This is a genomic window from Mycolicibacter arupensis (genome assembly GCF_002086515.1).
Lineage (GTDB): Bacteria > Actinomycetota > Actinomycetes > Mycobacteriales > Mycobacteriaceae > Mycobacterium > Mycobacterium arupense.
Window position 1 is genome coordinate 26,959 of the sequence record NZ_MVHH01000002.1, and the last position, 22,246, is coordinate 49,204.

Annotated in this window: 18 protein-coding genes; 8 read left to right on the plus strand and 10 right to left on the minus strand. The window is 68.7% G+C overall.

Annotated features, from left to right (window positions below; translation table 11 throughout):
* Window positions 1-208: 208 nt before the first annotated feature.
* Entirely contained in the window at window positions 209-580 is a 372-nt protein-coding gene (locus tag BST15_RS01600; RefSeq protein WP_046188787.1) for a nuclear transport factor 2 family protein, read from the plus strand.
* Window positions 581-591: 11 nt separating this feature from the next.
* On the opposite strand, the gene BST15_RS01605 is transcribed toward BST15_RS01600, so the two are convergent.
* On the minus strand, window positions 592-1,278 hold the full coding sequence (locus BST15_RS01605; protein WP_083070779.1) for a cutinase family protein: 687 nt from the start codon (window positions 1,276-1,278) through the stop codon (window positions 592-594).
* Window positions 1,279-1,319: 41 nt separating this feature from the next.
* The gene (locus BST15_RS01610; RefSeq protein ID WP_046188788.1) at window positions 1,320-4,745 is read right to left on the minus strand and encodes a non-ribosomal peptide synthetase; all 3,426 of its coding nucleotides are present in this window, start codon (window positions 4,743-4,745) and stop codon (window positions 1,320-1,322) included.
* An 88-nt stretch (window positions 4,746-4,833) separates the two neighbouring features.
* On the opposite strand from BST15_RS01610, the gene BST15_RS01615 reads away from it, so the two are divergent.
* The gene (locus tag BST15_RS01615) at window positions 4,834-6,372 is read left to right on the plus strand and encodes a (2,3-dihydroxybenzoyl)adenylate synthase (protein WP_083070780.1); all 1,539 of its coding nucleotides are present in this window, start codon (window positions 4,834-4,836) and stop codon (window positions 6,370-6,372) included.
* 10 nt (window positions 6,373-6,382) lie between these two features.
* Here the strand turns inward: BST15_RS01615 and BST15_RS01620 are convergent, their stop codons facing one another.
* The 3 genes from BST15_RS01620 to BST15_RS01630 form a co-directional block, all read right to left on the minus strand.
* The gene (locus tag BST15_RS01620; protein WP_052751330.1) at window positions 6,383-6,988 is read right to left on the minus strand and encodes a DUF3060 domain-containing protein; all 606 of its coding nucleotides are present in this window, start codon (window positions 6,986-6,988) and stop codon (window positions 6,383-6,385) included.
* 76 nt (window positions 6,989-7,064) lie between these two features.
* Window positions 7,065-8,804, minus strand: a complete 1,740-nt coding sequence (locus BST15_RS01625) for an ABC transporter ATP-binding protein (RefSeq protein WP_046188798.1) — start codon at window positions 8,802-8,804, stop codon at window positions 7,065-7,067.
* Window positions 8,801-11,392 carry an ABC transporter ATP-binding protein/permease gene (locus BST15_RS01630; RefSeq protein WP_046188799.1) on the minus strand — a complete coding sequence of 864 codons (2,592 nt, stop codon included), beginning with the start codon at window positions 11,390-11,392 and terminating at the stop codon, window positions 8,801-8,803. The genes BST15_RS01625 and BST15_RS01630 overlap by 4 nt, the downstream gene beginning before the upstream one ends.
* Window positions 11,393-11,517: 125 nt before the next feature.
* Here BST15_RS01630 and BST15_RS01635 point away from each other — a divergent pair, with 125 nt between their 5' ends.
* A complete protein-coding gene (locus BST15_RS01635) occupies window positions 11,518-12,147 on the plus strand; it encodes a GNAT family N-acetyltransferase (RefSeq protein ID WP_046188789.1) in 630 nt (209 codons plus the stop codon).
* Here the strand turns inward: BST15_RS01635 and mbtN are convergent.
* From mbtN to BST15_RS01650, 3 genes are read right to left on the minus strand one after another with little or no spacing between them, the layout of a single operon-like run.
* Window positions 12,108-13,274, minus strand: coding sequence for a mycobactin biosynthesis acyl-ACP dehydrogenase MbtN (gene mbtN, locus BST15_RS01640; protein ID WP_046188800.1), 1,167 nt, complete (start codon window positions 13,272-13,274; stop codon window positions 12,108-12,110). The two genes, BST15_RS01635 and mbtN, sit on opposite strands and share 40 nt — an antisense overlap.
* A gap of 5 nt (window positions 13,275-13,279) precedes the next feature.
* On the minus strand, window positions 13,280-14,857 hold the full coding sequence (mbtM, locus tag BST15_RS01645; RefSeq protein WP_046188790.1) for a long-chain-fatty acid--ACP ligase MbtM: 1,578 nt from the start codon (window positions 14,855-14,857) through the stop codon (window positions 13,280-13,282).
* Window positions 14,854-15,192, minus strand: a complete 339-nt coding sequence (locus BST15_RS01650) for an acyl carrier protein (RefSeq protein ID WP_082103896.1) — start codon at window positions 15,190-15,192, stop codon at window positions 14,854-14,856. The genes mbtM and BST15_RS01650 overlap by 4 nt, the downstream gene beginning before the upstream one ends.
* A gap of 93 nt (window positions 15,193-15,285) precedes the next feature.
* On the opposite strand from BST15_RS01650, the gene BST15_RS01655 reads away from it, so the two are divergent.
* The 5 genes from BST15_RS01655 to BST15_RS01675 all read left to right on the plus strand — a co-directional run bounded on the left by BST15_RS01655 (window position 15,286) and on the right by BST15_RS01675 (window position 20,514).
* Window positions 15,286-16,197 carry a hypothetical protein gene (locus BST15_RS01655; protein ID WP_046188792.1) on the plus strand — a complete coding sequence of 304 codons (912 nt, stop codon included), beginning with the start codon at window positions 15,286-15,288 and terminating at the stop codon, window positions 16,195-16,197.
* A 144-nt stretch (window positions 16,198-16,341) separates the two neighbouring features.
* Complete coding sequence (locus BST15_RS01660) at window positions 16,342-17,199, plus strand: SDR family NAD(P)-dependent oxidoreductase (RefSeq protein WP_083070782.1); 858 nt, start codon at window positions 16,342-16,344, stop codon at window positions 17,197-17,199.
* A 12-nt stretch (window positions 17,200-17,211) separates the two neighbouring features.
* Window positions 17,212-18,132 carry a hypothetical protein gene (locus BST15_RS01665; protein ID WP_046187568.1) on the plus strand — a complete coding sequence of 307 codons (921 nt, stop codon included), beginning with the start codon at window positions 17,212-17,214 and terminating at the stop codon, window positions 18,130-18,132.
* A gap of 1 nt (window position 18,133) precedes the next feature.
* Window positions 18,134-19,618, plus strand: a complete 1,485-nt coding sequence (locus tag BST15_RS01670) for a flavin-containing monooxygenase (RefSeq protein ID WP_046187569.1) — start codon at window positions 18,134-18,136, stop codon at window positions 19,616-19,618.
* Window positions 19,615-20,514 (plus strand): MerR family transcriptional regulator, encoded by a 900-nt coding sequence (locus tag BST15_RS01675; protein WP_046187570.1) that lies wholly within the window; start codon window positions 19,615-19,617, stop codon window positions 20,512-20,514. Before BST15_RS01670 ends, BST15_RS01675 begins: the two co-directional genes overlap by 4 nt.
* Before the next feature lie 18 nt (window positions 20,515-20,532).
* Here BST15_RS01675 and BST15_RS01680 read toward each other — a convergent pair whose 3' ends face one another.
* A complete protein-coding gene (locus tag BST15_RS01680; protein WP_083070783.1) occupies window positions 20,533-20,802 on the minus strand; it encodes a metal-sensitive transcriptional regulator in 270 nt (89 codons plus the stop codon).
* 70 nt (window positions 20,803-20,872) lie between these two features.
* Window positions 20,873-22,219: a salicylate synthase gene (locus BST15_RS01685; protein ID WP_046187571.1), complete on the minus strand. Its 1,347-nt coding sequence runs from the start codon at window positions 22,217-22,219 to the stop codon at window positions 20,873-20,875.
* Window positions 22,220-22,246 lie beyond the last annotated feature (27 nt).

Below are 22,246 nucleotides of genomic sequence, written 5' to 3' on the forward strand. Positions count from 1 at the left end.
GATCCCCTCGCAAGTATTAGTAAAGGCTGCCCTAATTTGCCTGCGCTAGGTTACCTTATCGTGCTACAGCGGGGCATCCCGGCGCTCGTCGGCCCGCCTGAGACCGGAGTTGCGCCGAGCGTGCACTCAGCACGAGATTGACGACTTTTTCCCGGTCTCAACGCACGTTCGGCGAAAGCCGTCCCCGTCCGTCGGCCACACTGCCCTCATGGACGTCCGCGCAACGCTCGACACCTACCTGCGGGCCTGGATGCAACAGGACCCCGAGCTCATTGTCACGATCTTCACCGAAGACGCCACCTACCACGAGCGGGTGCTGGGCGAACCGATCCGCACGCGAGCCGGGATCGGTGACTACTGGCAGCGCAAGGTCGTCGAGGGACAGGCCAATATCGACGCCCGGCTGCTCAACCTCTACACCGCTACCGACGGCACCACGGTGATCGCCGAGTGGGAGGCGACGTTCGATGATCGCGCACAGGGCGTCCGCAAGCGGATGCGTGAAGTCGCCATCCTGGAGTTCGCCGGCGACCAGATCGCCGGCCTGCGCGAGTACTGGACGTCGGAGATCGTCGACTGAGGCGGCCAGCCTCAGAGCTTGCCTGCGACGAAGGCCGCGGCCTGGCCCGGCATCGGCGACTGCGCGTAGGACAGGTGCGGCGCAGCGGTCATCTCTTCGGGTGTGGGCAGCGCCAGTGCTCCCGGGGTGCAGATCGGGTCGCCGTCGGCGCACAGATCGATAGCCTTGGCCCCGTACCAGGGGCTGATCTCGCTGATCGGTCCCCCCAGGTACCGGTCGGTCGGATTCCCGAAGACCGCGACCGCGGCCACGTGTTCGGCCTCCTCGGCCGACAGGGTGGCCGCGGTGAACCCCGCCACCGAGGCCCGCGCAATGGTGATCAGATCGATGACCATCGCGCCTTGGGAATATCCGCCGAGCACCAGCTTGGTGTCGGGGCAGGTCGCAACCATGGACCGCACGTGCGCGTTCGCGTCAGCGGCGCCTTCGGACGCCGACGGCGGCCAGTCCTCGCTTGCCGGGTAATTGACCGCGTACACCCCTAAGGACCGCCCCCCGACCTGCGAGCGCAACGCGTCGATAAATTTCTGGCCGACTTCACCCACACCGGGCGCCTCGGCGGTACCCCGGGCGAACGTCACCTCTACGTCGGGACAACCGGCCGCCGACGCGGTGCCCACGCCCGGGGGGCCGGCCAGCGCAGCCAGGCCCGTCATCGCCGAGACACCGAGCAACACGACCGATCTGCGCGTTTCCATGCAGTCGATGCTGACACACCACAAGGGGGTCCACCAGGGCCTTATCGCAGTGCGTCGGCCACCCCGGCAGCGTCCAGCTGCGCCACTTCCAGGTACACCTCGGCCACCGCGTCCAACCGGCCCGGATCGGTCTCCCGCGAGGTCAGCCGCTCGGCCAGCTTGGCGACGGTTCGAGTCGCGAAGATGTCGGCGACCACGGCGCCGGGCACATCCAGCCAGGTGCGGACCCGCGACACGGCGGCGGTCGCCAGCACCGAGTCACCACCCAGGGCGAAGAAGTCGTCATCGGCGCCTACTCGTGCGGCACCCAGCACCTCGGCGACGATCGCTGCCAGGGCGCGTTGCAGCGGACCGACCGGCTCACGATGGCCGTCGGTGGCGGCCAGGTAGGTGGCCAGTTCGGTGCTCACCGCCCGACGGTCGATCTTGCCGGAGACGGTGTAGGGAATCACCGAAACCAGCTGCAATTGCCGCGGAATCATGTGCTCGGGCAGCGACTGGGCCAGTCCGGCCCGCAGCCCGGCAACGCTCACTGCGGGGTCGCCGGTTCGGACAGCGGCCACCAACACCTCCCGTCCGCCCGGCTCGGTCAGCGCCACGACCACCGCCTCTGCTACCCCGGGCAGCCGGCGCAGGGCGGCTTCGACCTCGCCCAGCTCGATGCGATAACCGCTGATCTTGACCCGGTGATCGGCCCGGCCGACGAATTCCAGGGAGCCGTCGGGGGTGTAGCGGGCCAGATCGCCGGTGCGGTACCAGGTTCGGCCGTCATGTTCGACGAACTTCTCCGCGGTCAGATCTGGCCGCCCGCGATAGCCCGAGGCGATCCCGCGGCCGGAAACCCACAGTTCGCCGGCCACCCAGTCCGGACGGTCGGCGCCGTCGGCGTCCACCACGCGGCAGGCGATGTTGGGCAGTGGCGTGCCATAGGGCACCGCCGCCCAGTGCGCGGGCGGCTCCCCCACGACCTCGCACAGCGTGGCGTGGATGGCGGTCTCGGTGGCCCCGCCGAGTCCGGCGAATCGCACCCCCGGCGCCGCCACGGCTAACCGGCGGGCCAGTTCGGGGCGAACCCAGTCCCCGCCGGTCAATACGGCCCGCACCGAAGGCAGCTGACCGCCAACCGACACCAGCATCTCGAGTGCGCCCGGCATCAGGTTGAGCACGCTGACCCGGTGCCGCGCCACCAAATGGGCCCACACCTCGGGGCTGCGCCGGTCGGCCTCGTCGACCATCACGATGGCCGCGCCGGCGCGCAGCATCGCGAAGACGTCGAGCACCGACATGTCGGCGTCCAGGGTCAGCAACGCCAGGCTTCGATCATCCGGGGCAAATCCGAAACGGGCGCTGAGTGTTTCGACGGTGTTCATGGCGGCGTCATGGGTGACCTCGACGCCTTTGGGCTCCCCGGTGGAGCCGGAGGTGAACACCACATAGGCCAGCTGGGCCGGATCGGTGCGGACCGGATCCGTGCCGGGGCGGCCCAGCGCTTCGGAGACCGCCACCGCTGGAATCTCCAGGGCCGGGGGCTCGTCCCCGGTCACCAAGGCCAACACGGCACCACCGAGTGCCAGGATCCGTTCCCTGCGTTCGGGTGGCTGATCGGCGGCGATCGGCAGGTACACCGCACCGGCAGCAAGAATGCCCAACAGGGCCGGGATCTGCTCGGCACCCTTGGGACCCAGCAGGGCCACGGTGTCACCGGGACGCACGCCGCGCTCCTGCAGTTCGGCGGCCACCGACAAGGCCTGATCGCGCAGCAGGCCGTAGCTCAGCTCGCCCGCGCCGTGCAGCACCGCGACCGCCTCGGGATCGCTGTCGGCCTGCCGAAAGAACCCGTCCTGCAGTGCTTCCCCGCTGGTTTGGGCGGTGCCCGCGTTCACGGTGGCCCGCACCTGTGCCTGGTCGTCGGGTAAGGCGGCCGCTGCGTGGTCGACCCAGCCCTGGCCGCCGGCCAGCCGGGTCACCTCGGTGATGTGGTGGGCGAACATGGCGTCGATCACCCCGGGGGCAAACATGTCCTCCCGCACGTCCCAGTTGACCAGGACCCCGCCGTCGAACTCGGTGACCTGGGCGTCCAGCACCACTTGGGGCCCCTGGGAGATGATCCAGACCGGGGTACCGAAAGTCTCGGTGACTCCGGTGGCGAAGAGCTCTCCGAGGCCGAGGGCACTGGTGAACACCACCGGTGCCAGCACCTGGCTACCGCGATGCCGGCTCAGGTCGCGCAGCACCGCCAGACCGGGATAGTCGGCGTGCGCTGCGGCGGTGCGCATGGCGTCTTGCACCGCGTGGGCGCGTTGCGCACCGGTGTGGGCCTGGCTCAGATCCACGTCCAGCAGCAGTGACGAGGTGAAATCGCCGACCAGCCGATCCACGTCGTCATGCAGCGGCTCGCGCCCGAACAGCGGCACATTGAGCAGGAAACGCGGCGCGTCCGACCATCGGGCCAGGGTGTGGGAGAACGAGGCGGCCAGCGTCATAGCCGGAGTGACGCCGTGTGCGCGCGCCTGCGCGAACAGCGCGTCGCGGGTCTGCGGGTCCAGCCAGTGCCAGCGCCGCGTGCTGCGCCGCGGGTCGGCCGGGGCGCCCGGCGGTGGCGGCAGCTTGGGTGGGTCCGGCAGGTCGGGGATGCGTTGCTCCCACCACTGGCGGTGGTCGTCGTCGGGTTCGCGCGCGGCGGTGGCCTGGCGGTACTGCCGATAGGTGTAGCCCAACTCCGCCAGCGCCTCCCCCCGGTAGGCGGCGGCCAGGTCGGCCATCAGGGTGCGGTAGCTCATGGCGTCGGCGGCTTGCATGTCGAGGTCAACGTGGAGGCGCGCCGTCCCGTCCGGCAGCAGCGACACCGTGAGCTCGAAGACCGCGTCCCGAAGTTGCTGGTGGGACTTCTCCGCCCTGGTCGCTTCCAGACGCTGGGCCACCGCGCCGGCGTCCAGGCCGCGCAGATCCTGCACCGCGACGGGCACCGTCGCGTCGGCACGGATGTGCTGGGTGCCGTCGGGGGAGAATGCGACCCGCAGCATCGGATGGCGAACGGCCAGCGCGGCGGCGGCGTCCGCCAGGCGCTCCGGGTCAAGACCGGGCGCCCCGGCGGCGGTGTGGAACTCCACGTAGAGGTGGCCGGCCACGCCGCCGAGCGCCACATCGTCGTCGCGGCCCACCCACATGGCGTGTTGCATGGGCGCCAGCGGGAACGGTGCGGCCGCGTCTGCCGGATCCTCGGCGGTCACCTCGGCCGGCGCGGGTCCGTCCCGATCCCCCACCAGCTCTTGCCATGCGGCGATGCGCGGGTCTGCGGCCAGCGCGGCGAAGTCGACATCGATGCCCTGTTTGCGCCAGCGGCCGGCCAGGCTCATCATCCGAATCGAATCCAGGCCCTGTCCGACCAAGTCGGCCTCGGGGTCGATGGCGCTGGCGTCGGCGCCGAGCAGCTCCGCGACCTGCGCGCGAATGTCGTCCGGCCCCACAGCGCCACCCCACCTTTCGTTAGGCTGCCCTAATTTTCCTCGAAGCTACTCTATCTACGTTCGGTCGCCGCTCAGCCAGGGAGTACACATGCACGGATTCGTACCGTTCCCCGACGAGCGGGCCGCCGCCTACCGGGCCGCCGGTTATTGGACCGGGCGCCCCGTGGGATCGCTGCTCGACGACGCCGCGGCCCGTTGGCCAGATCACCCCGCGGTCATCGATGCGACGGCCACGATGACCTATGCCCAGTTGGACGGCGCGGTCGACCGCGCGGCGGCAGCGTTGCACCGGCGGGGCCTGCGCCCCGGCGATCGCGTGCTGGTACAGCTGCCCAACAGTTGCGCGTTCGCGATCACGGTGTTCGCGCTGCTGCGCGTGGGGGCCATCCCGGTCCTATGCCTGCCCGGGCACCGCGCCGCCGAGATCGGGCATCTGGCCGGGGTCAGCGATGCGGTCGGGATCGTGATCCCTGACGCCACTGCGGGATTCGACTATCCGGCCATGGCTGCCGAGCTGGGCCTGGATCGGATCACCATCGTCGACGCACCGGAGCTCTCCCCCGCGCCGCGATTCACCCCGGATCCGGGCGCGCCGGCCCTGCTGCTGGTCTCCGGCGGCACCACTGGGATGCCTAAGCTGATCCCCCGCACCCACAACGACTACGTCTACAACGCGGTTGCCAGCGCAGAATTGTGTGAGCTGACCCACGACGACGTGTACCTGGTGGCACTGCCTGCCGGCCACAACTTCCCGCTGGCCTGCCCGGGACTGTTGGGGGCCATCTCGGTGGGCGCGACCACCGTCTTCGGCACCGACCCCAGCCCGGAGGCGGCGTTCGCCACCATCGCGCGGCACCGGGTGACGGTCACCGCGTTGGTGCCGGCGTTGGCCACCCTGTGGGCCCACGCCTGTGACTGGGAGCCGCAGAGACCGACGACGTTGCGGTTGCTGCAGGTCGGGGGCGCCAAGCTGGCACCGACCGATGCGGCCCGGATCCGCGAGACGCTGACACCGGGCCTGCAACAGGTGTTCGGAATGGCCGAGGGCCTGCTCTGCTACACCCGGCCGGGCGACGACGCGGACCTGCTCGACAACACTCAAGGCCGGCCGTTGTGCGCCGACGACGAGCTTCGGGTGGTCGATGAGGACGGCGCCGAGGCAGCCGAGGGTGAGCTGCTGGTGCGCGGGCCGTACACGATCAACGGCTACTACAACGCCGCCGAGGCCAACGCGCGCTCTTTCAGTCCGGAGGGCTTCTATCGCAGCGGTGACCGGGTCCGTCGCTGCGCCGACGGCTATCTGGAGGTCACCGGCCGGGTCAAGGACGTCATCGTGCGTGGCGGCGAGAACATCGCGGCCGATGAGCTGGAGGCGCATCTGCTGGGCCACCCCGCGATCCGGTCGGCGGCAGTGGTCGGTTTGCCCGATGAGTATCTGGGGGAAAAGGTCTGCGCTGCAGTGGTGTTCAAGGACGCACCGCTTCTGCTCGCAGAGCTCAACCGACACCTCGACGAGTGCGGGGTTGCCACCCACATCCGGATCGATCAGCTGGCGGCACGGCCGGCGCTACCCACCACCGCTGTCGGCAAAGTCGACAAGAAGGCACTGGTGCGCCAACTCGGCTGACCTGACGGGCTCAGCCCCGCTCCACGACGTTGTCGAGACCAGAAGTGCTCACCTGGGGTTCGCCGGAGCGATAGGTCACCCGGTTCTGCAGGCCGGAGACGGTGATTGTGGGTGTCGACGTCACGGTGATGATGTTGCCGATTCCCGACACGGTCAGGCCACTGCACTGGCCGACGAACTCAACGGTGTTGTTGACCCCGCTCACGGAGGCGTCACGACCGTCGCAGGGCAGGGTCTTGTTCTCCCCGGCCCCGGTGACGACGAGTGTGGTGCCGCTGCCGGGGACGGGAATCTGCGGCGGCGCAGCGATGGGCGGAATAGGCACGGGCACCGGCGAAGGCGCTGGCTCGGGGGCGGACTGGAGCCCGGCAGTCGGCATCCCCGGCACGGAGCGACTGGAGCTGTGGGACGCGAGATAGATCGCGAACGCGCCCACCATCGCCACCGCCGCGACCATCACCCCCACGACCACGAAACCCAGACCGGCACCCCGCTGCGGGGGCGCTTGGCCCTCGGTACCGAGCGACGGGACGGTCAGTTCCACGGCCCCGTCTGACCGCGACAGCGGTTGTTCCAGTGCCCGAATCCGGGCCTCTGGGTCATCGTCGGAGCTCACGCTGGGAATGATCCCACAACGGATCCCGTGACAAAGGGCAGTTGCGGAGATGGCTCCGCCGCGCTTGCGACCATCGCTAGCCGGCGTGGATCTGCCACCCGGCGGCGTCGTTCTGCTGACGCCAGAACTCGTCGAATCGCCGACCGGCGGAACGCAGTTCATCGATGGTGCCGTCCTCGACCACCCGGCCTCCGTCGATGAACAGCACCCGGTCGGCTTGCGCGATGCTGGCCAGCCGGTGCGCGACGATCACCCGGGTGCGCGGACGCAGTTCGGCGCTCAGCGCGGCGACGATGGCCGCCTCGTTCTCGGTGTCCAGGGCGCTGGTCGCCTCGTCGACCAGCAGCACCGGCGCGGGTTTGAGCAGGGCGCGCGCGATGCTGACCCGTTGACGCTCACCGCCGGACAATGCGGCCCCCGCTTCGCCCACTGCGGTGTCGGGGCCGTCGGGCAGCCTGGCGACCAGCTCGTCGACCCGAGCCAGTCCGGTGGCCCGCCCGAGAGCCTCCTGATCGGCGTCGGGATCGCCCACCAGAATGTTGTCGCGGATGGTGCCATCAAGCAGGTAGGGATGCTGGAACACCACGCTGCTGACCGCCCGCCGCGACGACGCGTCCAGCCCTGCGGCATCCGTCCCGTCAAACAGCACTCGGCCGGCCGTCGGTTCGTGCAGCCCGGCGATCAGCGACAAGATGGTGCTCTTGCCTGATCCGGAGGGCCCGACTATGGCCGTGGTGGTGCCGGCCTCCAGCGTGAAGCTGACCCGGTCGAGCACCGGCGGACCGTCGGGCTCGTAGCCGAAGGTGACGTCGTCGAACTCGATGCGCGGTGCACCGGCGCCCTGCGGTATCCGCCCCGAGCCGACCGTCACCTCCGGCGCGGTGAGGACGGCACGGATCCGTTCGAGGGAGGCCCGGGTCGACTCCAGGGCGGGCCCCAGCTCGCTGATGACGGTGAACGGTTCCAGGTAGCGCGCCGCCACGACGATCAACGCGACGGCCTCCGGAACACTCAAGGTGCCCGTAACGGTCAGTGCGGTGGTGGTTCCGGCAAGCAGAATCAGCGCGCCCTGGCTGGCCAGACTGAACAGCAGCTGTCCGGGAATCTGCATGAGCAGCAACCGCATCGCCGCGCCGTGCTGGGCGGCCAGCGCCTCTCCGACAGTGCTGCGTTCGGGTTCCACGCGCCGCGCCGCGCGTAACGCCTGCTGGGTCCGGGCGAACTCGATGATGCGTTCGGTCAGGGCGGTGTTGGCCGCACCGGCCGCGGCGTCGGCGCGCCCACTGAGCCGGTTGGATGCCCACAGCGCGCCCAACAGCAGCGGTACGCCGCCCAGGGCGGCCAGCCCCAGCTGCCAGGACACCCCCAGCAGCGCCACGGCGATCGCCGGGGGCAGCAGGATCGCGCCGATCACCGGGGTCAACAGGTTGACCACCAGGCTGACCAATTCCGGGCCGGTGGCGGCGATCGCCTGTCGCGCGTCAGCGGTGTTGGCGGCGCTGAACCAGCCCAGGCGGACACCGGGCAGCCGGTCGGCCACGTCATGCTGGGTGTGGTCAAGGACGGCGAATCCCAGATCGAATCCGATTCGGGCGCAGGCGAAGTCCACCAGCCAGCCCGCGATGGTCGCCACCGTCAGCCAGCCCAACCAGGCCACCGCCCGGCCCGGGGTCTCGGAGAACAGTGCGCTCACCAGGGGCACCAGCAGCACCGTGCCGGCCGCCCGCACCGCCACGGACACACACGTCAGCACGGCGTAGGCGAACATCCGGCCCCGACGGTCCGGGGGGATCAGTCGGATCAGGGTGCGGATCATCGGTGGGCCTCCGCGCCGACGGTGGCCGCGGAACGGCCGGTCTGCCATAACTGGTGATAGCGGCCGCCCGCGGCCAACAACTGCTCGTGGGTGCCCTGTTCGACGATGCCACCGCCATCGAGCACGGCGATCTGGTCGGCACCGGTGATGGTGTGCAGGCGATGGGCGATCACCAGCACGGTCCGATGCCGGGTCAGCCTGTTCAACGCCTGCTGCACCAGGTACTCCGATTCCGGATCGGCGAACGCAGTGGCCTCGTCTAGGATCAGGACTGGCGTGTCGGCCAGAATGGCCCGAGCGATGGTGAGTCGCTGCCGTTCCCCGCCGGACAGCGCGGCGGCGGCGCCGAGCACGGTGTCGTAGCCCTGGGGCAGCCGCAGGATCCGGTCGTGGATCTGGGCCTCGCGAGCGGCGGCCCACACCTGTTCGTCGGTGGCGTCCGGGACGGCCAAGGCGATGTTGTCACGCACACTGCCGTGAACCAGTTGCGTCTCCTGCAACACGAATCCCACCTGCCGGTAGAGTTCGTCGGCCGTCATTGACCGGATGTCTTGTCCGTCAATCGATATCGAACCGGAGTCGACGTCGTGGAATCGCGCGAGCAGGGCGGCCAGGGTCGACTTGCCCGACCCTGAGGGGCCCACCAGTGCGGTCACGGTGCCCGGCCGAAGTGACAACGACACCTCGCGGATCACCGGGACACCGGGACGGTATCCGAAGGTGACGGCGTCGAAGCGCACCGTGCCGGCCGCCTCGGAGGCCACGGCCTGGTGCTGCTCGACGGCGAGTTCGGTTTCATCCAGGGCGATCTGCAGCCGTCGGGCCGCCAGCATGCCCCCGCGGATGCCGCCGACCCCCAGACCGATGCCCAGCAGGCGGGCGCCGAACGTGGTGCCCAGCAACAGGAACGGCAGCAGGTTCACCGGATCCATCCGGCCGCTGACGATCAGCGGGGTGCCGGTCAGGACGATCAGCCACAGGAATGTCGACGGGCGGGTGACCAGATCCATCAGTGTCTTCTTGCCGACGAAGGGCCGCTGCCAGGTGACCAGGAAGTCGATGTACTCGTCGAGGCGTCGGCGGAAGGTGGAGGCCGCGGCGCCGCCGAACACGCGGATCACCGGCTGGCCCTCCAGGTAGGTGCCGGCTTCGCCGTTCATCCGCTCGGCCCAGCGCTGCGCCTGGCTGATCTTGGGGCCCGACTGCGTCATCATCACCGACATCAGCACCATGTAGACCAGCACCGGCAGGAACAGCACCAGCGCCACTCGCCAGTCCACGACGAACAGGTACACCAGTACCGCCACCGGTGCCACGACGGCGGCCACGGCGTCGGGGATCGCGTGGGTCACCAGGTAGTGCAGCGACAGCGTGTCGTCGGCGACCAATTGCTTGATCGATCCGGACCCGCGGGCGGTGAACCAGCCCAGCGGCAGCCGCGACAGCTTGCTCAGCAGCCGGGCACGCAGCGCACTGGCGAAGCGGGCGTCGACGACGTGCAGCCACAGCGTCAGGCCTGCCCCCAGCAGCGTGCCCAGGCCCAGCAGGGACAGGGCGGCGATGCCGACGGGCCACAGCGCTGACTCGTCGGCGCCGGCGACCAATCGCCGGGCCAGCTCCACCAGAAGCACGAACGGCGCCAACTGCAGCAGTGTGATCAGCGCCTGCAGCACACCGGAGAGGATCAGCGGCACCCGCAGCGGGCCCAGCAGCCGGCCCGCGGCCTGAGCACGCCACTGCCCCTTGGCTGCGCTGATGCTGCGCTCACCGGAGACCTCACTCGAACCGGTCTCTGGTGTCGGCAGAGTCAGCTCGGTGTCCTCGGATTTTTCGGCGTCGCGTTGGGTGCCCATGGCACGTCCGGCGGTCCAGTAGGCCTGCGCATGCACCTCGGACTTGGGGAAACCGAACTCGTCGCGCAGCCGCGCCCGCAGGGCTTTGAGTGTCGCGGCCTCGGGGGTGGCCCAGGCGTACCAGTTCGACCAGTCTCTGGCCTCGATGGCATCGGCGAGCGAACGCGCGTCACGGCGCGGCACCCAGTGCACCCGCAGCCGCGGGTGTGCGCTGATCGGGATCAGCAGGTCATTGTCGTCGTGCTGTTCCAGATAGAGCTCGATCGGGATGTCGGGTCCGATGGTGCCGATGATCCCGTTGATGCCCGGAATCGACGCCGAATCGCCCATCAGCAGGTATCCGGCGGGTTGCGCGTCGGCGTCGGGCGCTTCGAAGCGCGACGAGCCCATCAGGGATATCGCGGAGATGGTGGCTCCCGGTTCCACGGTGCGAGCCCAGCGCGTGGCGGGCCCGGCCGGTTCGTGCAGCACCATGTCGACCGCGAAACGTCCGGTCTGCGCGTCCCCCTCGGCGATGGTGTACGCGCGCTGGAACTCGGTGTCAGATCCGTCCGGGTCCGGGAACCAGAACCTCAACCAGGCGCTCGGCTCGACGGCGGCGTCGGTGAACAGCGTGGGCGAGTGCATCCAGACTCGTATGCAGTGCGGGGTGATCCAGCTGGTCTCGACAACGGTGACGGTGTGGTCGCGGGCACCGAAGCCCCGCAGAATCGCCCCCTGCAAGCCGCGCGCCATCACGGTCCTTTCGCCAACGGTGGCCCACCCCGTGGAGCCGGGCGCGGCGCCCGCCGCCACATCGAACCTAGGTTACCCTAGCCTCACTTTCGCCGTGGAGGGCTCGGGTAGGCTGACCGTTCGTTATGACTGACGCCGCCAACATTGTGCCCCGCGAGCGCACGGACATCCCCGATGAGGTTCGCCGCGTTCCCGCACCCCCAGTCCCGGCTCTGGCCGCTCCCTACTCGATACGGGTCGCCGACCCGGACGCCGACGCGGAGATGGTCTCCGAGTGGATGAACCGTCCGCATCTGGCCGAAACGTGGGAGTCCGCCTGGCCGCCGGAGCGCTGGCACGCGTATCTGAGCGCCCTGGTCGCCGGCAGCTTCACCCGGCCGCTGATCGTCAGCCGGCACGGACAGGACAGCGGCTACATCGAGTTATACCGAGCGTCAAAGGATTCCATCTCCAAGTACTACGACGCACATCCCTATGACCTGGGCATGCACGGTGCGGTCGCCGACCTCGCGGCGGTCAACCGGGGGTTCGCGGCGATCTTGTTGCCGCGCGCGATGAAGAGCGTGTTCGAACTCGAACCGCAGTGCCGGCGAATGATGTTCGAACCCGAGTACCGCAACACGGCCATGCGCCGGCTGGCCGAGTATGTGGGCGGCACCTTCCTCGGCGAACACGACATGGGCTACCGCCGCATGGCGCTCTACGGGGTACTGCGCTACCCCGAGGACGACCCGCTCTCGAACAGCTCGGCGTAGCCGTCGTAGTCGGGCCGCATCCCGGCCGCGACCAGTTCCCAGAGCACTTCGTCGGTGCCCCCGCCGATACGAGCCAGTTTCATGTCCCGCCACCAGCGACCGATCGGCGTCTCATCGACCAAATAACCGGAGCCGCCGAAGATGTGCATGCATTCGGAGAACACCTCTTCGCCGAGCCGAGCCGCGCTGACCTTCATCGCCGCCGCGGCACGCAGATCAAGCCGGCCGTCGGCGGCAATGCCGTTGAGCGCGTGGCGAAGCATGTCCACCCGGGCTTGTAGATCGGCCACCCGCATCCGCAATGCCTGATGTTCGAACAACGTGGCACCGAATTGCCGTCGGCGCATCATCCGGGCATGGGTCAGGCCCAGCACCAGCTGGGATGACGCCGCGACCTGCCCCGCGATCGACATGCGCTCGTGTGCCAAACCCCAGGAGATGGCGGCCAGTCCGGTTCCGGGGCGAGCGATCAGTGCCTCGGCGGGCACCCAGGTGTCGATGTCGACCGCGGCGGTGTCCAGCGGCCCGGCCCCGACCTTGCGGTACGGCTCATTGACCTGCACCTGGGAAATCGGTACCGCAATCACCAGGACGTTGCCGTGCCGGCTGTTCTCGTCATGGTCCACCCCGCGCGCCACCACAATGATGTGGTCGGCGATCGGCGACAGGGACACGAACTTCTTACGCCCGCGCACGTGGAAACCGTCACGCACCGAACGCACTTCGGTCTCGACGATCTGCAGGTCGGAGCCGCCGGATTCCTCCGAGGCGCCGATACACAGCACCGCCTCGCCCGCGATCGCCTGCTCGCAGATGTTCTGCAGATACTCCGATCGGCCGAACCTGCGCAGGACGGCGATGGCCGAGTCATGCAGACTCACCCCCACCCCGATACCGGCCGACCGCAGGTGTCCCAGCTTGAATGCCAGTGCCACCAGCTTGGCGACGTCGGGATGCTGGCCATTGCGCCACTTCTCCGCGAACACCCCGCTACTGCCCAGGTGTTCGATCAGCGCACGCGGGAAACGCTCGGTCGCTTCGGCTTCGGCGGTCCAGTCAACCACCTGCTGGTCGAAAACCTGATCCAATAATGCTCGGTAGCTGTCGATATCGGACCCGGCCGTCACGTCGGTCACTTCATCGCCTCCAGGTTGCGTTTGACGTCCAGGCGCCGCAGCTTGCCCGACGACGTCCGGGGCAACGAGCCGGGCGCCAGGAAAACCACGTCCGCGGGCACCACACCGCATTGCGATGCCACCTGGGAGATCAGGTCGGCACGCGCTCCGGCTTCGTCGCGGCCGCGGAACTCCGCGGCGATCACCAGTCCCGGGCGGATGCCGTCGGTGCCGACCGCCACCACCGCGCCCTCGCGAACCCCGCGCACCTGCGCGGCGATCCGCTCGATCTCGGTCGGAAAAACATTGCGTCCGGCGATCGAGATGATCTCCTTCGCCCGGCCGCAGACCACCAGGCCCGCATCGGTGAGGTAACCGAGATCCCCGGTGGCAAACCAGTCGTCCGGGGCCAGGGCATCCTGGCCCAGGTAGCCCGACATCATCGAGGTCCCCCGGATCTCGACCTCGCCGACCTCACGTTGTGGCAGCTCCTCATGGTCGTCGACGACCGGCCGGATCCGGATCTGCATCCCGGGGATCGGCTCACCGAGCACCGCGTGCCGGCGGGTGTTCGCGGCGTCGGCCTGGATCACCTCGTCGTACTGCAGTCCGGTGCCGGGTCGCGGCGCCGTTACCGCGCAGGTGGCCTCGGCCAAGCCGTAGGACGGCATCAGCGCGCCGGGGTCCAGACCGAATTTCGCCAGTTCGGCGACGAATCGCTCCAGCCCCTCGCAGTCGACGGGTTCGCCGCCGTTGATGGCGACCCGCAGCCTGCCCAGGTCTACTTCGGGGACGCGGCGGGCGTACTTGCCGATCACGCTGTAGGCGAAGTTCGGTGCGGCGGTCATCGTGGCACGGCTGTCGTGCAGCCACGACAGCCACCGAAAGGGCGAGGCGGCGAACGCCGCGGTGGGCGCCAGCCACTGCTCCGAGCCGGTCAACGCCGCGCTGAGCAGAAATGTCAGCCCCATGTCGTGGTAGAGAGGCAGCCAACTGCAACCCACGTCGGCCGCCGGGTCGACATCGACGTGCTTACTCAGTCCCGAGACGTTGGCCAGTACGGCGGCCGGGGACAGCTGGGCGGTACGGGGAGTGCCGGTGGATCCGGCAGTGCCCTGCAATACCGCGGGTACATCAGCGGCCGCGGCGACCGGTGTGACCGATCGTCGGGTGCCGGCGGCCGCGGCGACATCGGCGACCGCCAGCGGACGGTCGGCCCCCTCCGCCTGCAGCAGGTCCAACACCGGGCCGTGGCTGAGCACCGTTCGGACGCCGATGCCGTGAAACCGGTCCAGCGTCGCCTGCGCCCATTGCGCCGGGTCGGCGCCGCGGACGGGCCCGGGCAGGATGGACAGGCTGCGGCCGGCCAGCCAGGTGCCTTGGATGGCGGCGACCAGGTCGGCGGTCGGTTCGCCGACCAGCCCCACGGCGCCGTCATCGTCGCCGTCGAGGATGCGGGCGGCGATGCTCTCGGCGCGCGCGTGGACCTGCTGCCACGGGTGGCGCTGCCATGCTCCGGCCTCCGTGCCGAAGACCACCAGGTCATGCGCCGACCCGGTCATGGCCCTGGTCAGGGCCTCGGCCAGTACGCTCACGCGTCGGCGGGGGCTTTCGCCCGGATGGCGGCCTCGAGGTCACCGACCGTGTCGCAGGTCAGCAGGTCTTCCTCGGACAGCGCCACGCCAAGCCGGTCCTCGATGGCCACCATGCCGATCGCGAAGGCCACCGAATCCAGGCCGACGTCATCGACCAGCCGCGACTCCGGGGTCACCCGGTTGAGGTCGACGTTGAGATCGTCACGCAGGATCTCGCGCAGAGCGATGTTGATGGCATCGGGGACTGAAGCGCTCATGCTGAGCGACGCTACACCAAACCCATAAGTAAGGTTAGCGTGCCCTTCCTTGTGACTCTCAACACTACCGTTAGGCAAGGCTTGCCTCGCACGAATTCCGGTGCCTAAGGTGAGCCTGCGTTCTACATAACAAGAACCTCATAAATATTGAGGTCACGACAAGGAGATGCAATGCAGCTCGCCCTAGCCTCAGGATCGAACGGTCCCGGCACTGTATCCACCACCCGGGCTACCGGACTCCTCGCCGCCGGGGTCGCCCTGGCCGGCGCCGGACTGATCGCCGTCCCGACGGCCCCGATGGCAATCTCGGCCAGCCACCAGGCCGCCGTCGAGCTCACCGCCACCACGTCGGAGAACCTCGACGCACTCGCCGAGCTGCTGTCGGGCCCGAACCCGATCTTCTCCGCCCTCGGCGAGCTGGCCGGCTACTACGGACAGGCCACCAGCGACAGCCTGCAGGGCTCGTGGGACGGCATCGAGGGCATGTGGTCGGGCATCGGCCCGATCCGCGGCCTGGAGAACACCCTGCCGGAGATCATCGACTTCCTCAAGGAGGGTGACGTCACCCACGCCTGGAACCTGATCAACTGGGACATGGTGTTCGGCGCGCAGTACATCTTCCAGCCGCTGTTCAACCACCCGGTCGCCGGCGAAACGGTCCTCGGAGCCTTCGGCATCGGGACCGACCTGAGCCAGGTCTGGACCAACGTCATGGACATCTTCGACGACTTCAGCTTCTGGAAGAGCGCCGCCAAGTCCATCTGGGAGCCCTTCCTGGGCTTCCAGTTCGCGCTGGCCGAGAACTTCAGCTTCAACTCCGACCACGAGGCCCAGGACCCGTTCGACGCCCTGCTCAACGGCTACGTCGTGTGGGACGAGGACGGCGGCGTGCCCCGCGCACCGTGGCAGGGCCTGCTGACCTCGAACGGCACCTTTGCCTACCTGTTCGACAAGCTGCCGGAAATGATCGGCAACGCGTTGACCTCGACCATCCCGGTGCCCGAGGTGGATGTCGACCCGGGCGACGCCGCCGCGAGCGCCAGCCTGCTCGACTTCGGCTGGCTCGACAGCCTGTTCAACTAGCAGCACCACAATTCCCGCGCGGGCGCTGGCGATCCCAGCGCTCGCGCGGAACCTCGGAGGCGGGGTGCGGGTCCGGGCGGACTCGCACCCCGCCTCTGAACATTGCCATTGACTAATGACACCATTGGCTGTTGACTCGGTCACATGATCTTCGGCCGCTCGCCGCAACGCAGCCACCACGCCTCGGCCGTCGTCACCGGCGCCGGAAGCGGCATCGGCGCCGCATTTGCCCTCGAACTCGCCCACCGCGGCAGCGCCGTGGTCTGCAGCGACATCGACGATGACGCCGCGAGGCGCACCGTCGAGGCGATCACCGCCGCGGGCGGCCGCGCCACCGCCGTGCACTGCGACGTAGCGGCCGTCGACGAGGTGCACGCGCTGGCCGAGGCCTCCCAGTCCTGGTTCGGCCACTCGCCCACTCTGGTGATCAACAACGCCGGAGTCGGCGCCGGCGGTCAACCCATCGGCACCATGCCGCTGGAGGACTGGGCCTGGACGCTCGGCATCAACCTGTGGGGTCCGATCCACGGCTGCCACGTCTTCACCCCGCTGCTGCGCGAGGCTGCCGGAGATCAGCCTCGCGGCATCATCAACGTGGCCTCCGCCGCTTCGTTCGGCGCCGCTCCCGATATGGCGGCCTACAACGTCAGCAAAGCCGGCGTGCTGTCCCTGTCGGAGACCTTGGCCGCGGAACTGTCCGGAACCGGCATCGGGGTCACCGTGCTGTGCCCGACCTTCGTCAAGACCAACATCGTCGAATCCGGCCGGATCGCCACCCACTCCAGCGAGGCCGCGAAGGCGTTGATGCGCTGGACCGGACTGTCCGCGCGGCGGGTCGCCCGCGACTGCCTGGACACCCACGACCGCGGCGGCCTCTACTGCATGCCGCAGCTGGACGCCAAGATCGGCTGGAACATCAAGCGTTTCGCTCCGGAGACATTCACTCGAACCATCGGGCTGGCATTCCGTGCCAGTGCGGCATTGCCAGGTAGGTCCGACTAGAAGGAGATCACGATGGCTCTCGATATGGACGTCATGCTCACCAGGATCAAGGATCGGCAATGGGCCCTGGCCGATATCGACTGGGACGCACCGGGAGCCGAGTTGATCCGCCCCGAGATGAAACCCAGGCTCAAGAAGTTCATGGCCGACCTGTGCTGGATCGAGAACATCGGCGCCCGCGGCTTCGCGGCCATGGCACGCAAGGCGCCCACCGCGACACTGGCCGAGATCTACCGCTACTTCCATGCCGAGGAACAACGCCACGCCAACGCCGAGCTGGCACTGATGAAGCGCTGGGGCATGCTCGATGACGGCGAGATGCCCGAACCCAATGTCAACATCCGGCTGGCCATGCAATGGCTCGACGACTACTCCGACGACTTGCCGCTGTCCGTTCTGGGCACCGTGATCCCGATGCTGGAAGTCGCCCTCGACGGCGCGCTGCTGAAGTTCCTGCTTGACGAGGTCGACGATCCGGTCTGCCACCAGGTGTTCGAGAAGATCAACAACGACGAATCTCGGCACATCGCAGTCGATTTCGAAGTTCTTGAGATGATCGGCCATGCCGATGCCCGCCGGCTGGCCATCGAATTCGTCGGCACCGTTGCCTCGCCGTCCCTGATCGTCGGAGCGCTGATCTCGATCCCCCTGCTCAACCGCGTCCGCAACGAGGTCATCGGCATGGGGTTGGATCCCCAGCGCCTCTACGCGGCCCTGATGCGCTTCACCCAGTTCGGTGAGCGCGGCGAACACACCCGGAGGGTGCCGGCCTACCAGATCGTCAAGCGCTATTCGGGATGGATGGCCAATCCCGACAGCCCCTACCATCTGCTGGCCAACCCCGCGGTGTGGCTATCCGGCTTCTATCCCAAGAGGCTGCTCAAACCCATCCCCAGCTGGTTCAAGGAGCTCACCCACGAGCCGGCGGCCTGAGATGGCACGTGCGCACGTCTATCAGACGCTGATCGTGGGAGCCGGCTTCACCGGAATCGGCGTTGCGATCAAGCTGGCCGAGGCGGGCCTGGCCGGCAGCGCTGACAACGGCGACGACGAGATCGTCATCCTGGAGCGCAGCGACCGGGTCGGCGGCACCTGGCGCGATACCCGCTATCCCGGTGCGGCGTGCGACATTCCCTCACTGCTGTACTCGTTCTCCTTTGTGTCCAACCCCGGCTGGTCGCGGGCTTATCCGTCGGCGGATGAGATCTGCGCCCATATCGAAGACATGGTCGACCGGTTCGACCTGCGCCGACACATCCGGTTCGGCACCGAGGTGACAGCTCTGGCGTTCGACGAGGGCACCGGCGTGTGGACGGTCTCGGCCGGGCGCAAGAAGTTTCGGGCTCGCACCGTGGTGCTGGCGGGAGGGCCGCTGCCGGACTCCAGCTTCCCGGACATTCGCGGCCTTGCCAGCTATGGCGGGCACAAGATCCACAGCGCCCGCTGGGACGACGACTACGACTTCACCGGCAAGAAGGTCGCGGTCATCGGAACCGGCGCCAGCGCGGTGCAGATCGTCCCGGAGCTGGTCGAGCGAGCAGGATTCGTCAAGGTCTTTCAGCGCACGCCCGGCTGGGTGATCCCCCGCCTGGACGTGACCATGCCGGCTGGCGTGCAGGAGTTGTTCGCCAAAGTCCCCGCTGCCCAGCAGCTCGCACGCCAGGCCCTGTTCTGGGGCCACGAGGCCAGCGCCACCGCGCTGGTCTGGAACACCCCGCTCACCGGACTGGTGGCGCAACTGGGCAAGGCCCACCTGCGGGCAGCGGTCAGGGACCCGTGGCTGCGCCGCCAACTCACCCCGGACTTCACCCCGGGCTGCAAGCGCATGCTGATCTCCAGCGACTACTACCCGGCACTGCAGCGCGACAACTGCAAGCTGATCTCCTGGCCGATCGCCACGCTCAGCCCCCACGGCATCCGCACCAGCGATGGCGTCGAACATCAGCTCGACGCCATCGTCTTCGCGACCGGCTACGACGTGCACCTGACCGGCCCGCCTTTTCCCGTCACCGGGCTGGGCGGCAGGACATTGGCCGCGGACTGGCGCGGCGGGGGTCAGGCGTTCAAGAGCATCCAGTCCCACGGCTATCCCAACCTGTTCTTCATGACCGGCCCGAACTCCGGGCCCGGTCACAATTCCCTCCTGGTCTACGTCGAAGGCCAGATCGACTATGTCGTGCGCGCCGTGGGCGCCATTCGCGGTCGCGGCCTGCGCTATCTGGATGTTCGCGATGAGGTGCAGCGCCGCCACAACGCGCAGATCCAGCGGCGACTGGGCAAAACGACCTGGATGTCGGGATGCCGCAGCTGGTATCTGACCGAGGACGGCTTCAACGCCTCGATGTACCCGGGGTTCGCAACGCAGTATCTTCGGCAGATGCGCAGTTTCCGACTCTCCGACTACCACGCGGTGGCATGAGCACACCCGATCGCCCGCCCCGTCCGGACTCCATCGCCGGTGTGCTGGCGAATCTCCGGCGTCTCCCCCGCCGGGTGCGGCGCGAGTCCCGCGAGGTGGTCGAGGCCGCGGTCACCCAGCTCTTCGAGATCGTGGTGCGCCACCCGGGCGGTGCCACCGCGTCCCGGGAATACCGCATCGACGATCTGGCCAGGCTGGGCGGCACCACCGCCCGTAATGTCCGGGTGTACCGAGACCGGGATCTGCTGCCCCCGCCCCGGCGGGTCGGACGCATTGCGCTGTACAACGACACGCACCTGACCCGACTGCGCCTGATCACCTCGATGCTGGACCGCGGCTACACCATCGCCCATGTCAAAGAGATGATCGGCGCCTGGGAGCAGGGCAAGGATCTCGGCGACATCCTGGGCCTGGAAAGCGCGATCGCCGGAACCTGGACCACCGAACGGCCCGAGACCGTGGCGCGGTCCGAGGCCGAGCGGCGGGTCGGCGACGCCCCGGCCATGCAGAGGCTCGTCGAGCTCGGAGTGATCCGCCTCAACGGCGCCGACGACTCCCTGGCCACCATCACCCGGCCCAAGCTCATCGATGCGTTCAACGAGGTCCGGGGCTACGGAATCGGGATCGACAAGCTGGTCGACCTCTATGAACAGACTTTGCCGCACATCGACGCGATCAGCCAGATGCTGGTGCGGGCCGGCGCCGAACACGTGCTGGCCCGCCTTCAGCCCGGGGCGCCGCTGCCGGCCGACACCGAGATCGCCGAGTTGATCGGGATGCTGGTGCGGTTCCGCACCCAGGCCGTCGCCTCGGTCACCGCCACCCTGGCCGGATCCATCGAGTCGACCATCGAATCCATGGTCAGCGGCCTGCTCGCCGAGTCACTGTTGCACTGACCCGAGCCCCGCGCCCGGCTAGGCCAAGGCGAGGAACAGCTTCTCGAGCTCGTCCTCGGAGAGCGGGGCCTTTCCCCCGGCGGCTTCGCCGGCCAGGCACTCCCGCAGGCCGCTGGCGACGATCTTGAAACCCGCGCGGTCCAGCGCCCGCGAGACCGCGGCCAGCTGGGTGACCACATCTGTACAGTCGCGGCCGGCCTCGATCATCGCGATCACTCCGGCCAGCTGGCCGTGGGCGCGCCGCAGCCGGTTCAACACCGACTTGACGCTGTCTTCATCATCGAGCACGTGAGGTCCTCTCCCCGAGCCGTTCTTTATACCCTACAGGGTATCTTCCTTCGTGGCCGGGGCCGCGGGTTCAGCGCTGGGCGATCAGGTACGGCGCCAGGGTCGCCAGCTTCTCGCAGGTCTCCTCGAACTCCCGCTCCGGACGCGACTCCTCGATCACTCCGGCTCCAGCCCGCAGCCAACAGCGCCCATCGCGCTCGTAGGCGGCGCGCAGCGTCAGCGCGGCGTCCAGCCCGCCCTCCGCGGAGAACATCAGCACCGCACCGGAGTACAGGCCGCGCGGCCCTTCGTCGAGCCGCGAAATGGCGTCCATCCCCGCCGCCTTGGGAATCCCGGACGCGGTGACGGCCGGGAACAGGGCCTCAAGAGCATCCATCCGGTCCCGCGCGGGATCCAGACTTCCGCGGACCGTCGAGCCGAGGTGCTGCACACTGCCCCGCTCCCGCACGGTCATGAAGTCGGCGACGACGACACTGCCGGCCTCGGCGATCTCGGTGATCTCCTCCACCGACGTGCGAACCGAGATCGCATGCTCCACGATCTCCTTGGCGTCCGATTCCAGTTCGGCCCGGACCGCGCGGTCAATAACGGGATCGCCGCTGCGAGCACGCGTCCCCGCCAGCGGCTCGGTGACCACCGTGCCGTCGCCCCGCACCTCGGCCACCAATTCGGGACTGTAGCCCAGAGCCCGAATCCCGCCGAGCCGCAACAGAAACGATCGCGCCGGGGTGTTGTGCCGCCGGCCCAGCCGGTAGGTCGAGGGAAAATCCAGCGAGAACGGCACGTCCACGACACGCGACAGGATCACCTTGCGGTAGCGACCCGCGCGGATCTCCTCGATAGCGGTCGCCACTCGATCGCGGTAGGCCGCAGCGTCCGCGTCCACCACGATCGGCGAGGGTTCGACCACCGCGGGGATACCGTCGGCCAGGAGCCGCTCGAGTACCGCGACGGCGCCATCGTGGTGTCCGAACAGTTCGACCTGCCCGGCGGTGACGACGATGCGGGTCTGCGGCCAGAACACTCGCGCCAGGGCGGTTCCCGGGGCCAGTCGGTCCTGGAGCCCGAATCGATAGGTGCCGAATTCAAAGGCCACCCAGCCGAACACCTCAGCGGTCTCCAGCAGCAACCGGTCCACCGCCTCACCGAGCACCGCGGCCGGCCGGCCCCGCCACTGTTCGCGGCGCACCACTCCGTCGCGCACCGTGCGCAGTTCGTCGCTGTCCAGTTCCACCGCGGCGCGCACACCGGCCGCCAGCGTCCAACTTCCGGCACGTTCGTAGAGCAGATATTCCTGCCCGTCACGGTCGGGCAGCTCCGCGACCAACGCGGCAGCGAGTTCGGCCGGCTCGACGCCCGGCGGCAGCGGCACCGTCAGCGCAGATTCGGAGAATGTTTCGACACCGAGCTCGGACACGATTAGTAAATGTAGCCTAACCTACTC

Coding starts and splice junctions, on each gene's coding strand:
- BST15_RS01635 (WP_046188789.1), top strand. CDS start 11,518: ATGACTGACGCCGCCAACATTGTGCCCCGCGAGCGCACGGACATCCCC.
- BST15_RS01675 (WP_046187570.1), top strand. CDS start 19,615: ATGAGCACACCCGATCGCCCGCCCCGTCCGGACTCCATCGCCGGTGTG.
- BST15_RS01655 (WP_046188792.1), top strand. CDS start 15,286: ATGCAGCTCGCCCTAGCCTCAGGATCGAACGGTCCCGGCACTGTATCC.
- BST15_RS01625 (WP_046188798.1), bottom strand. CDS start 8,804: ATGATCCGCACCCTGATCCGACTGATCCCCCCGGACCGTCGGGGCCGG.
- BST15_RS01605 (WP_083070779.1), bottom strand. CDS start 1,278: ATGGAAACGCGCAGATCGGTCGTGTTGCTCGGTGTCTCGGCGATGACG.
- BST15_RS01630 (WP_046188799.1), bottom strand. CDS start 11,392: ATGGCGCGCGGCTTGCAGGGGGCGATTCTGCGGGGCTTCGGTGCCCGC.
- BST15_RS01660 (WP_083070782.1), top strand. CDS start 16,342: ATGATCTTCGGCCGCTCGCCGCAACGCAGCCACCACGCCTCGGCCGTC.
- BST15_RS01600 (WP_046188787.1), top strand. CDS start 209: ATGGACGTCCGCGCAACGCTCGACACCTACCTGCGGGCCTGGATGCAA.
- BST15_RS01615 (WP_083070780.1), top strand. CDS start 4,834: ATGCACGGATTCGTACCGTTCCCCGACGAGCGGGCCGCCGCCTACCGG.
- BST15_RS01670 (WP_046187569.1), top strand. CDS start 18,134: ATGGCACGTGCGCACGTCTATCAGACGCTGATCGTGGGAGCCGGCTTC.
- BST15_RS01665 (WP_046187568.1), top strand. CDS start 17,212: ATGGCTCTCGATATGGACGTCATGCTCACCAGGATCAAGGATCGGCAA.